Origin of the sequence: Boseongicola aestuarii, from assembly GCF_900184815.1 — a bacterium.
Lineage (GTDB): Bacteria > Pseudomonadota > Alphaproteobacteria > Rhodobacterales > Rhodobacteraceae > Boseongicola > Boseongicola aestuarii.
Map to the genome: position 1 here is coordinate 99,652 of NZ_FXXQ01000004.1, position 11,729 is coordinate 111,380.

At 56.0% G+C, this 11,729-nt stretch carries 9 protein-coding genes; 3 read left to right on the forward strand and 6 right to left on the reverse strand.

From position 1 onward, the window contains the following. The first annotated feature begins 7 nt into the window (after positions 1 to 7). The 3 genes from BOA8489_RS07735 to BOA8489_RS07745 are packed head-to-tail and all read left to right on the forward strand — an operon-like array spanning position 8 to position 2,097. Positions 8 to 1,111, forward strand: coding sequence for an isocitrate/isopropylmalate dehydrogenase family protein (locus tag BOA8489_RS07735; protein ID WP_093973585.1), 1,104 nt, complete (start codon positions 8 to 10; stop codon positions 1,109 to 1,111). A gap of 37 nt (positions 1,112 to 1,148) precedes the next feature. Beyond that, positions 1,149 to 1,787 carry a 3-oxo-tetronate 4-phosphate decarboxylase gene (otnC, locus tag BOA8489_RS07740; RefSeq protein WP_093973586.1) on the forward strand — a complete coding sequence of 213 codons (639 nt, stop codon included), beginning with the start codon at positions 1,149 to 1,151 and terminating at the stop codon, positions 1,785 to 1,787. A 10-nt stretch (positions 1,788 to 1,797) separates the two neighbouring features. Continuing rightward, complete coding sequence (locus BOA8489_RS07745) at positions 1,798 to 2,097, forward strand: putative quinol monooxygenase (protein ID WP_093973445.1); 300 nt, start codon at positions 1,798 to 1,800, stop codon at positions 2,095 to 2,097. A 70-nt stretch (positions 2,098 to 2,167) separates the two neighbouring features. Here the strand turns inward: BOA8489_RS07745 and BOA8489_RS07750 are convergent, their stop codons facing one another. The 6 genes from BOA8489_RS07750 to BOA8489_RS07775 form a co-directional block, all read right to left on the reverse strand. Next, positions 2,168 to 3,748 carry an ABC transporter ATP-binding protein gene (locus tag BOA8489_RS07750; protein ID WP_093973446.1) on the reverse strand — a complete coding sequence of 527 codons (1,581 nt, stop codon included), beginning with the start codon at positions 3,746 to 3,748 and terminating at the stop codon, positions 2,168 to 2,170. Beyond that, positions 3,745 to 4,566: an ABC transporter permease gene (locus tag BOA8489_RS07755; protein ID WP_093973447.1), complete on the reverse strand. Its 822-nt coding sequence runs from the start codon at positions 4,564 to 4,566 to the stop codon at positions 3,745 to 3,747. The genes BOA8489_RS07750 and BOA8489_RS07755 overlap by 4 nt, the downstream gene beginning before the upstream one ends. Then, positions 4,563 to 5,510: an ABC transporter permease gene (locus BOA8489_RS07760; RefSeq protein WP_093973448.1), complete on the reverse strand. Its 948-nt coding sequence runs from the start codon at positions 5,508 to 5,510 to the stop codon at positions 4,563 to 4,565. Before BOA8489_RS07760 ends, BOA8489_RS07755 begins: the two co-directional genes overlap by 4 nt. A 66-nt stretch (positions 5,511 to 5,576) precedes the next feature. Further along, positions 5,577 to 7,049, reverse strand: coding sequence for an ABC transporter substrate-binding protein (locus BOA8489_RS07765; RefSeq protein ID WP_093973449.1), 1,473 nt, complete (start codon positions 7,047 to 7,049; stop codon positions 5,577 to 5,579). After that, positions 7,046 to 8,356 (reverse strand): acetylornithine deacetylase/succinyl-diaminopimelate desuccinylase family protein, encoded by a 1,311-nt coding sequence (locus BOA8489_RS07770; protein WP_093973450.1) that lies wholly within the window; start codon positions 8,354 to 8,356, stop codon positions 7,046 to 7,048. Before BOA8489_RS07770 ends, BOA8489_RS07765 begins: the two co-directional genes overlap by 4 nt. A gap of 75 nt (positions 8,357 to 8,431) precedes the next feature. Next, positions 8,432 to 11,641, reverse strand: coding sequence for a 2Fe-2S iron-sulfur cluster-binding protein (locus tag BOA8489_RS07775; protein ID WP_093973451.1), 3,210 nt, complete (start codon positions 11,639 to 11,641; stop codon positions 8,432 to 8,434). Between the last annotated feature and the right edge of the window lie 88 nt (positions 11,642 to 11,729).

Consider the following 11,729-nt stretch of genomic DNA (forward strand, 5'->3'; position numbering starts at 1 on the left):
GCCGCAGATGACACGGCAAACAACAATCGCATTGATCAGGGGTGATGGGATCGGCGTGGAAGTCACGGATGCTGCCATGGAAGTTGTAAACGCTGCGGTTTCGAGGGCAGGCGGTCAGGCACTTGTTTTTTCTGAGATCGCAGCTGGAGCCGGCTATTTTCAACAAACTGGTCTCGACATTGAGCAGGACGGGGAGGAACGCGCGGGAGATGCTGATGCGATTTTTCTGGGCGCGATTGGATTGCCGTCCGTCCGGCGTCCGGACGGCACGGAAATTGCTCCACATTTGCGCTTGCGCGATCGTTATGGGCTTTACGCGGGTGTTCGGCCAGTCAAAGCCTATCCGAATGCCCCCCAACGACTTGCTGACCCGAGGGCTGCTGCGATCGATTTGATTATACTTCGAGAATCGACTGAGGGTTTGTTTTATTCGGCAGCCGTCCATGGGCGCGGCGAAGTCATCGGCGACAGCGAAGCGCGCGATATCTTGCGGATAACGCGCACGACCACTGAGAAGCTCCACAACTTCGCGTTTCGCCTGGCAACGCGGCGTAAAGATCGTGGCGGTCAGGGAAAGGTAACCTGTGTTGATAAGGCTAACGTTTTCAATTCAATGGCCTTTTTCCGAAAGATCTTCGATGAAATCGCGCCGAAGTATCCGGATATCGCTCACGATTACGCCTATGTTGACGCTCAGGCTTTGAATTTGATCCGGCAGCCCTGGGAATCCGATGTCCTGGTGATGGAGAATATGTTTGGGGATATTCTGTCCGATCTTGGGGGCGGGCTTGTCGGGGGTATGGGAATGGCAGCCTGTGCGGAAATCGGCGACGAACACGGGCTTTTTCAACCGGCACACGGAACGGCTCCCGACATCATGGGACAGGACAAAGCCAACCCATTGGCCGCAATTCTGAGCGGTGCCTTGATGTTGGATTATCTGGCCGAAAGAACCGGCTTGGATGCCTATGCAGAGGCCGCGCGTATGGTGGATGATGCCGTTCAGGCTGGATTTGAAGCGAACAGAATACACCCGATGGAATTCGGGGGAAATATGGGTACGAAAGCCGTTACCCGCGAAGTGCTGGCACAGATCGACAGCGCGAGTTAGGCCGACTAGTGTCGTGAAAAATATGCGGAACGCCAAGATGTCAGAAAGCCGAATTCGAGAGAGAATTGCCGACTTGGGTCGCTCGCTTTTTGACCGCGGCCTGACCTTCGGGTCGACGGGAAACATCAGCGTGCGCATTGAGGACGGCTGGCTGATGACCCCGACGGGCTCCAGTTTGGGCAACCTCGATCCGGCACGGATTTCCAAACTTGATTTGAACGGCCAGCTTGTCGATGGTGATGCGCCCACCAAGGAGGCGTTCTTGCACACGTCAATGTATGAGTGCCGCCCGAATGCCGGAGCAATTGTTCATTTGCATTCGACGCATTCGGTGGCAGCAAGCTGCCTCCACGGTGTGGATCCGTCCAATGTGCTGCCTCCGCTGACGGCCTATTATGTGATGCGGATCGGTGTCCTGCCGTTGATCCCGTATTTTCCCCCGGGTGATCTGAAACTGGCTGATGCAGTGAAGGAAATGGCTTCGAAACACCACGCCGTTTTACTGGCCAATCACGGACCTGTCGTGGCGGGGAAATCGCTTGAAGACGCGGTCTACGCCACAGAAGAACTCGAAGAGACCGCTAAGCTGTTCCTTGCCTTGCAAGGTATGAAAACGCGCCCATTGAGCGACGAGCAGGTCGCGGAGCTGCGACGTCGTTTTCCGTCAACGGCTTGAGGAGCTCGACATGTATGCAGTTTGTGTGACTTTCCATATTCGGCCGGACGCCTTCGACAAATTCCTGCGAAGAATGCACCAGCAAGCGGATGATAGTCTGTCGAAAGAAGAAGGGTGCCACAGGTTTGACGTCTGTCACGATGGCGGGCTGTCGAGCGCAATTTTCCTCTATGAACTCTACGAAGATCGACGTGCGTTCGAATTGCACAGTGAAAGCGAACACTTCTTGGCTTTTGATGCAGAGGTCTCCGGGTGGACGCTAAAAAAAGAGGTTTCAACGTTTGAAAACGTCAGGCCCGGCGGGCCGTAAGGAGTGTCCCTTCGGACACGCTTTTCTCAATCGAGTTTTCAACAGGTTTCGCCCAAACAGCGGCCGTGTTTCAGGGCAGTACGGGCGTCGCAGCGATCAACGCCTTGGTGTATGCATGTTTAGGGTTCTCAAATACCTCATCGGTCCGACCTTCCTCCACGATCTGCCCGGATTTCATCACGAGCACCCGGTCGGTAATTGATCGCACCACTGACAAGTCGTGAGAGATAAAGAGGTAAGTCAGGCCGTGGCTTGCGGCGAGACTGGCCAGCAAATCCAGGATTTGTGCTCGTATCGAGACATCGAGGGCCGAAGTCGCTTCGTCCAGCAGGATCAAATCGGGCTGAATGATCAGCGCACGGGCAATCGCGATGCGTTGCCTTTGTCCGCCTGAAAATTCATGGATGTATTTGAACTGATCATCGGGGCTGAGACCTACGGCGCGAAGCGCATCCGCGACGACTTCGTGCCTGTGGCCCCTCCATTCGGGGGCCTCAAGCAAATGAAGCGGTTCACTGACCAATCGATCAACCCGGTGGCGTGGATTGAAGGACCCATAGGGATCCTGAAAGACAGCTTGCATCTGTCGTCGCAAACCGCTGTTCACCTTCTTTCCATGCAGAATGGGCGTTCCATTCAACAGGATCTCACCACCCTGAAGCTGTTCAAGCCCTAGGATGGCGCGCGTAAGTGTCGATTTCCCGCAGCCGCTTTCCCCTACCAGCCCCAAGCTTTCGCCCTTGAAGATATCGAAGCTGACATGATCGACAGCCCGGAAATGCTTGGGCTTCGTAAAAAGGCGAGCCCTTGGCATTCGATAATCACGCACGACGTCGCGCACTGTCAAAAGTGGTGTTTGGCTTCTTGCAGGTACCCGCTCCGGTACATGGCTGGAGGCTTCATAGAGCGCGCGAGTATAGGGATGCTTCATTTCGCGGAAAATGCGGCTGGCCGCGCCACATTCAACGATCCGACCGTCTTTCATGATGACAATGTCATCAGCTATGTCCGCGACCACGGCAAGGTCATGGCTAATGAGCATCAATCCCATTCCGTCCTCGCGGACGAGACGTTTGAGGAGGTCCAGGATCTCGGCCTGCGTCGTGACATCCAGAGCAGTCGTCGGCTCATCTGCGATGAGTAGCTTCGGTCGGAGTGCGATCGCAAGGGCAATGATGACGCGTTGTCTCTGTCCACCGGACAACTCATGAGGATAGAGCGAGGAAGAAAACCGATCCTCTGGCAATTCGCACCTTGCTAGAGCAGCCCGAGCGCGGGTCAATGCCTCGGTCCGCTTCGTCTTTGGCTCGTGGATCAGAATGCTTTCCGCCACTTGCTGACCGATGTTTTTCAGCGGGTTGAGCGCAGTCATCGGTTCTTGAAAGACGATTGAGACCTCGTTGCCGCGCATCTTGCATAGGTCTTCTTCGGAAGCGTCGAGCGTGTCGATCACCCCGACGCTCAGTCGACCCGTCGTCACGGCACCAGACGGCAGAAGTTGCAGGATCGAGTAAGCTGTCATGGACTTGCCTGAGCCGCTTTCTCCGATCACGCCCAGAACTTTCCCTTCGTCAAGGGACAATGAAATATCCTTGAGGATGGGCGTTCCGCGTATCGACAGCGACAAATTTTCAATACGAAGAAGCGTCATGTCCGGCCCCTGCGCAAACGCGGATCGAAAACATCCCGCAAGCCGTCGCCCAAGAGGTTCAACCCTAAGACCGTGAAAACGATCGCCAACCCCGGCGCGAGAGCCAGATGAGGGGCTAGGCTTATCATCGTCTGACTGTCGGCAAGCATACGCCCCCAACTAGGGGTTGGTGGTTGCGCGCCCAGCCCGACATAAGACAAGGCGGCCTCGGCAAGGATCGCCAGCGAGAACTGTATGGTTCCCTGCACGATCAGGAGGTTGGAGAGGTTCGGCAAGATATGTTCGATTGATATCCGTACCGTGGTCTTGCCGCTGACGCGGGCGGCCATGATAAACTCGCGTTTCCAGAGGCTCAGTGCCGAACCGCGCGTCAGTCGCGCAAAGACGGGCACGTTGAAAATGCCAATTGCAATAATTGCGTTCACTGCGCTTGGTCCGAAGGTCGCGGTGATCAAGATGGCGATCAATAGCGAGGGAAATGCGAACACAAGATCATTCCCGCGTCCGATCACTTCATCCAGAAGGCTGCCCTTGTGCGCTGCCGCGGCGAGTCCAAGTGGTACACCCAGTCCCATGCCAATTCCGACCGCAACGAATGCAACAGCAATCGACGTCCGTGCACCGATCATGACCATAGACAGAATATCGCGACCGAAATGATCTGTTCCAAGTGGGTGCGCCGGTGTCGGCGTGCGCATCCGTTCGGCGATGTTCAGGTTTTCGATATCGTAAGGAACCCACAGAAACGAGACGAGCGCAGCGATGACAAAAAGGCCGCTCAACGTGGCACCGATAACTAGGTTTCGATAGGTGTTCATGCCTGCCGCCTCAGTCGTGGGTCGACAAGCGCATAGGCGATGTCGACCGCAAAGTTCACGACGATTACGGCGAACACCAGTAGCATGACGACGCTTTCGACCACGATGAGATCGCGCTGGGAAATCGCCTGAAAAATGAGCCGCCCCAGACCGGGAAGAAAGAACACGTTCTCGATAATGATTGCGCCTGCAAGAAGAAATGAGAACTGCAAACCAATGATCGTCAGCACCGGGATCATCGCGTTGCGAAGGGCATGTCGCCAAATCGCCTGCCGCCTGTTCAGCCCCTTGGCGCGTGCCGTGCGCATGAAGTCCTCATCAAGCGTATCGACCAGCGCCGACCGCATCACACGGGCAAGAATAGAGGCCTGCGGCAAGGCAAGGGATACGGCTGGCAGCGTGAGTGCCTTCAGTCCGGCAAGAAATCCTTCATCCCAGCCGGGAAAGCCACCGGCCGAAAACCAGCGAAGATTGATCGCAAAGACGAGAACCATGAGCATTGCGAACCAGAAATTCGGAATGGCCACTCCGAGTTGCGTGAATCCCATGATGACCGTGTCGGTCATCGAGCCGCGCCTAGAGGCCGCCAAAATGCCGACGGGAAAGGCGATAAGTGTCGACAATGCCAGCGCGATCAATGCCAACGGAAGCGAAATCCAAAGTCGCTCGCCGATCATTTCCGTCACCGGGGTTCGATAGGTATAGGATGTGCCGAAATCGCCGGTCATCATTCCGCCGATCCATTCGAAATAGCGCGTAACCGGACTAACATCGAGACCAAGCTCGGCACGCAAGGCCGCGACGGTGTCTTCCTGAGCGTTTATCCCAAGCATGAAGGCCGCAGGATCACCGGGAATGATTTCGATCAGGCTGAAAATCACCACACTGGCAACGATCAGGCTGATGACCAGCGATACCAGCCTTATTAGAAAATAACGCGCCATGAAATGCGCCTTAAATCAGTAGATCGCCCCGGCAGGCGGTCTGCACACCGGGGCGAGGGTTTGCGATCACTTGCTCCAGCTGACGACTGTCAGATCAATTGCCTGAGTAGGGGCGTCGGGCCAGATGCCCTGAACACCAGCCTTGACCACGGTAGGAACGGCGAGCTGAAAAAGATAAACGTTCACATAGTCGTTTGAGATAATGGTCTGCGCCATCGCGATAAGCTCGGAGCGTTTTGCAGGATCAGTCTCGGCAGTGAGATCGGCAATGAGCTTCTGGAAATCCGGGTTGTCGTACTGGAAGTAATAATCGGGGCGGGCGTAAATCCCGATATCGAAAGGCTCCGTATGGCTGACAATGGTAAGTCCGAAGTCCTTGCCCCGGAAGACCTGCTCAAGCCACTGTGCCCATTCAAGATTGCTGATCTCGGTCTGTATTCCGACAGCGCGCAGTTGCGAGGCAATGATCTCGCCGCCGCGGCGGGCATAGGACGGCGGCGGTAGTTTCAGCGTCGTCGTGAAACCGTCGGGATAGCCCGCTTCGGCAAGCAGTGATTTCGCCAACTCCGGATCGTACTGCGAGTTCGCCGTCAGATCGACGTAGTCCGGGTTGTGCGGCGCGAAATGGGTTCCGATTGGTGTTCCAAGACCAAACATCGCGCCGTCAATGATCGCCTGGCGGTCGATTGCGTGCGCGAGGGCCTTTCTGACACGGATATCCGTGAATGGTTCCATCAGATTATTCGTCGAAAGGATTGTCTCGCCCTCCGACGAACCGACAAGAACTTCGAAGCGCGGATCGGCTTCGAACTGTGGCAGGTTTTCCGGAGCCGGATAGCTGTAAAAGACGTCAACATCTTCAGCCATCATCGCGGCAAAAGCGGCAGTCGGATCAGAGATGAATTTGAAAGTCGCGGATTCGAGACTGGCGGGCGTTCCCCAGTAGTTTTCGTTGCGCACCAACTCAATCTGGTCGCCCTGCACCCAGTTGGAGAATTTGAACGCTCCTGTGCCGATCGGCATCGTTTTGATGTCTTCGATGCTTTCGGTCGCGACGATCACCGCGTCGCCCCATGCCATATTGAACAAGAAGCTGCCGTTCGCACTGGAAAGAGTGACGCGAACGGTTGACGGATCGACAGCCTCGACGGTTTTGATCTCGGCGAAAAGTGCTTTCTGCGCGTTGGCGCTGTCTTCAGCCCGCGCGCGATCAAGTGAGAAGACGACATCGTCAGCATCCATCGTCGTGCCGTCATGGAAAGTCACACCTTCGTGCAACTTGAATGTGTAGGTGAGGCCGTCCTCCGAAATCTCCCAGCTTTCTGCCAGTCCCGGGTTTACCGAGCCGTCGGGACCAAATCGGGTTAGTCCTTCGAAGACGTTCGAATAAAGTACCTGGTCAATTGCTCCCGCGGCAGCACTGGTTGGATCAAGATGTGGTGGTTCAAGTTGGATGCCCACGATCAAGCCGGTTTCGGCCTGAGTGGCCCCTGCGGCAAGCGTTAGAGCAATCGCGCTTGTCAGTGTCTTGACGTTCATAACTTTTCTCCCTGTTCGCCTGCATCGGTCAAAAGATCAATCAAGCACAATCCCATCACTCTGGCCGAATCCAGCATATCTTCAACGCCGATGTATTCATCGGGCTTGTGTGCAAGTTCAAGCAATCCAGGTCCGTAGGCAATGCAGTTCTTGAGCCGTCCGATCCTGTCAATGTGTTTTTGATCGTAAGTCCCTGGGGAAACGACATATTTTGCATCCTGCCCAAGAACGCTCTTGATTGCTTTTGCGGCGCTTTCGACGATGGGTGCGGTCTTTTCCGTCATGGTCGGGATCACGTGGTGTAACTCGCGCACGTCATAGCTGAATTTTTCCCGCTGAGATTTCACGCGCTCCAGAAGGTCATGGATCTCTTGCTGGACGTCGGAAAAGTCCTCTTCGATCAGGAACCTTCTGTCGATCACCATGCGCGCGCTGTCGGGCACGCAAGGCGATGGAAATCCAGTGAATCCGGTTGGAGACTCATCCTGTCCGCCATGAAATGAATTGATGTTTAAAGTGGACTGACGGGCGCCTTCCGGAACAACGGGCATTGAGGTCGAGCGCGTTGCCAGTACCGGGAAAAGCGAGGTTTCCATCTCGTTCAGAACAGCCGCCATATGGCGAATGGCGCAGTCCCCGAGGAATGGCATTGAGCCATGTGCAATTTCACCATGCGTTTCGATTTCTGCCCACCAGACACCCCGGTGTCCAAGGCAGATCCGGTCTTTCTGTAGAGGTTCCGGGATAATGACATGTTGAACGCGTTCTGGTGAAAAATATCCCTGTTCAGCCAGGTAGGCGACGCCTCCGTATCCACCGGACTCCTCATCCGCCGTCCCCGAAATTTCGATTGCTCCGGCATAATCCGGGCAGGCTTCGACAAAAGCTTCAGCCGCGATGATCGAAGCCGCCAAGCCCCCTTTCATATCGCAGGTGCCGCGTCCGTAGATCTTGCCGTTCTCCAATTCGCCCGCGAAGGGGTCTTTGGTCCAACCCTGACCGACTTCGACAACGTCGGTGTGCGAGTTGAAGTGAACGCATTCGCCCGGATGTTTCCCCTCACGTCGAGCAACGATATTCCAGCGCGGAAAACGATCGCTGTCACCCGGCGTGCCTTTCCCACGGATCAGTTCCGTTTCAAATCCTGTGGCCTCAAGTCGCCGTTTGAGGAATTCGCAGATTTCCAGATAATGATCGCCCGGAGGGTTGATCGTTGGGATGCGAACAAGGCTCTGGGTCAGCGCGATCAAATCATCACGGCGCTGTTCGATGCTTCGAAAAAGTGTTTCAGCTTGAACCGACTTCATGTTCCGTCCTGATTGCCTTGCCAGCATGAAGATCTCAGACCTCCAATTCAATACCTTGAGCCGCTCTGGCAGCGCTCAAAGATCCAATTCCACGATACCGTTCGCGTCTGTGGCGCGTGACTGGCAAGTGATGAAGCGCGTTTCGCGCTGCGCGCGGGACAGAACGAAATCACGATGCTCGACATCGCCAGAGACAAGGCCGCAAGCGCATACTCCGCAAAGGCCATCCGAGCATTTTAAGTCAATTGGAATCCCATTCGCGATCAGAACGTCCGATGCCGTTTTGTCAGCGGGTACGTGAAGTTGCTTGCCGGATTTCACGAGGCGAATCGAAAAAGGATGGTTCTTGTAGTCGGGGACTTCCGGAACCGAGAAGTATTCCAGATGCCGCGCGCCTTCGGGAAACCCTGCTCGTTCTGCGGCATCGAGGACGGCGGCCATGTAGCGATCCGGTCCACATGTGTAGACGTGCGAACCTTGGCGATACTTGTTTAGAAGTTGTGAGAAATCGGCGCGACTTCCTGCATCAGAGATATGAAGCGCTACGTTTTCGCGCCAGCGAGCCGCGTCCAGATCGGCTAGAAAGCCCGCGTTTTCGCGGGAAGAGACCGAATAGTGCACCTCAAAGGGACGCCCAAGCGCGTGAAGGCGATGCGCCATTGCGATCATCGGCGTGATCCCGATGCCTCCCCCCATCAGAAACGTCATCTCGGCATCTTCAACCAGTGGAAAGTGGTTGATGGGGCGCGAGATAAAGACCTTTCTGCCTTCCGAAAATATCCTGTGCAGCAATGCGGACCCGCCGCGACCATGGTCTTCGCGCAGAACGCCGATTTGATAGACCTTACGATCAGCAGGATCACCGGACATGGAATATTGCCTCAGGAATTCCGGCGCGACGACAATGTCGAGATGCGCACCTGCCTCCCAGACGGGCAGATCTTTCCCGTCAACGTTCCGGAATTCGTACTTTGTGACATCGGGGGACATTTGTTCGGCCTTTGAGCAGACCACGCGTAGCACCGGACTTTCCCCTGCGACCGCGTACCGATGGATATGGCTTTCGTCACCGCCGTCTTTTCGGCGCTGGTATTCTTCGGCTGTCACAAGTGCCTGATAGGCTTCGATTCCCGCTTCGCGGTCCATCGCGTACGGGTAGGGCCAAGGGTGTGGGGCAAGGTTTGCCGGATAAACCGCCAAAGTCTGATCTTCGTAATTCACTTCGAGGTCCGGCTGAATGTCTCGCGCATTCACTGGCTTCGCCGTAGGCCGATAGGCGCCGTCGTTCGAGAGTTCCAGATCCCACCACCATTTCTTCGCGGGATTGAGGCGACCCTTGCCGACCATATCATCCAGTTTCGCAAGAGCGGGCGCGGACTTCGGCAAATTCATCGCGGCCCAACGAAACGGTTTCTCGGCAAACAGGCCTTCAAGATTCCAGGGACAAGTCTTCATGCATCGCCCGCACATCGCTCCACCTTCGGTGGTGATCCGATAAGTAGCGCATTTCTGACTGTCCGACTTCCAGATCTCATAGCCGTTGAACATCAGCTTCGGCCCGGCCGTGATCGCGCCACTTGGGCACTCGCGGGCGCACTTGTTGCAAGCTTCGCAAAAGGACTGCATCCCGAAATCGATCGGCATGTCATGCGCCAATGGCATGTCGGTCGTTACGACACCGGACTTCAGGCGGGGCCCCAGAAACGGGTTCAGGATGACCTCGCCAATTCTGCTGACTTCTCCGAGGCCGGAAAGCAACAGGAGTGGTGGCTGAAGAACCTCTCCGTCCATCACAGTATGAGCCTTGGCGGAATACCCGAGATTGCGGATTTGTGCGGCGATGATGCCACCAAGCAGCGAAAATCTGAGATAAGCGCGCATGGATTGTGCGACGCTAATCCAGTCGTCGCCGCTGGCGCCTTCCATCGTCTCGTGTCCCTGATCAACAATCATTGAAATTGCCTGATCGTGGGGCGGCTCTATCGGTGCGCCGGTCGCATCATGCGAATACCAGGCCCACTCCGGGCAACGGCTTATTCCGACGGCATCAATACCAAGAAAATAACTCGCAGCCTTGATCGCCAAAGCGTTTTTCGCAGCATCACTTTGTAAACGCTGTGGTTTTGCGGGTCCATCCTGAAGCAAAACAAAAGCCCCGAGCAAGCGGCGCTGCGCGCTCGATGGGGCGGCCTTTCTGACATAGTGGCCACCTTTCGCACCATTTTGCAGCGCCGGCCCCATGTCCCCGAACTGCGCCCGCGCGAACATATCGGTACGTTTCGGAACGCGCGCCACGTTCGGTTCATCGATGTAAGTGGTTGGTGATTCAACACGTTTCAGGGTTTCAAATGGATGTGGCCCCAGATGAAAGGCGCGCTTTCTGAACGGGTCGCCATTGACGCCGGAGCGGCGCGCACCCGAGGTTCCCAGCCACCAATTCGGACCGTGGGTGCGTGCCCAAGACTGCATCGCTTTTGGGAGCAAAGTGGCATCGTGTTCCAGTGGCATGGATGTGGTCACCGCCGCAAGGCCATAGCTTTCGCCCAGATAGGGCGCTTCAAGCCCGCCGCTTTCCAAAGTCAAAAGCCCGGCAGCCACGCCGAGGCGGCCAAGATGAACGTCCGATGACGTAACTGCGTGCGCCCGCGCTTCCCAACCAAGAAGACGGATATAGTTCGCCAACACGACCGCAGTTTCGGACGCACGCAGCGCAGCTGCAGGCAAGCTCGCGCCCGACAGCCAGCCTGATCCGGGCTCGTCCTGCCAGGGTGCGCGCGGCGCTTCGTTCAAGATAACAAGTGCGGAGGAATGTGTGTCTATATCGGTCGAGGGGGCGGACATCGACTCTTTCAAATCGGCCATAATCATATCAATGCCGCTGGCCAAAGTCTTGGTTTGCTTCGTTGACAGGTCGTAAGACAGGCGGTCGATCTCGGGGTTCTTGATGGCTGTCGCGCGTCGGGCTGAGTCCGGCAATGCGCCGATGCCTACCATACTGGCGTCGTTGAAATAACAAAACGCCTTGAGGTGTCGCGACCGCTCGGCAATATCGTCTGGAATCTTTGATTTCGTCCTGTTGACCAGACCATCACGGATCGCATCCATCATCGCCTGATAGTCTCGCATCGCATTCAGCAACGACTCGGGCGTGTCGCTGGCAAAAACAACTTCCCGATCTTCGGGGACGGCGGACAAATCCGGTATTTCACCCCGTGACAAACGCTCAAGCGGGAAAGGGCCCAAGTGCACGGCGCGTTTCTTGTCGGAGAATAAGCGAACGCCCAAAACGCGGCCTTTCGTGAAAATAATGAGACCGCAGATTAACGCTTCACTCGGTCATGTCGACCGGAGTTTCGCGTCGCGTAGTGACCAT

What these genes read in the sequence shown, in the direction of transcription:
- BOA8489_RS07735 (WP_093973585.1), top strand. Translation starts at nt 8, where the DNA reads ATGACACGGCAAACAACAATCGCATTGATCAGGGGTGATGGGATCGGC.
- otnC (WP_093973586.1), top strand. Translation starts at nt 1,149, where the DNA reads ATGTCAGAAAGCCGAATTCGAGAGAGAATTGCCGACTTGGGTCGCTCG.
- BOA8489_RS07745 (WP_093973445.1), top strand. Translation starts at nt 1,798, where the DNA reads ATGTATGCAGTTTGTGTGACTTTCCATATTCGGCCGGACGCCTTCGAC.
- BOA8489_RS07750 (WP_093973446.1), bottom strand. Translation starts at nt 3,748, where the DNA reads ATGACGCTTCTTCGTATTGAAAATTTGTCGCTGTCGATACGCGGAACG.
- BOA8489_RS07755 (WP_093973447.1), bottom strand. Translation starts at nt 4,566, where the DNA reads ATGAACACCTATCGAAACCTAGTTATCGGTGCCACGTTGAGCGGCCTT.
- BOA8489_RS07760 (WP_093973448.1), bottom strand. Translation starts at nt 5,510, where the DNA reads ATGGCGCGTTATTTTCTAATAAGGCTGGTATCGCTGGTCATCAGCCTG.
- BOA8489_RS07765 (WP_093973449.1), bottom strand. Translation starts at nt 7,049, where the DNA reads ATGAACGTCAAGACACTGACAAGCGCGATTGCTCTAACGCTTGCCGCA.
- BOA8489_RS07770 (WP_093973450.1), bottom strand. Translation starts at nt 8,356, where the DNA reads ATGAAGTCGGTTCAAGCTGAAACACTTTTTCGAAGCATCGAACAGCGC.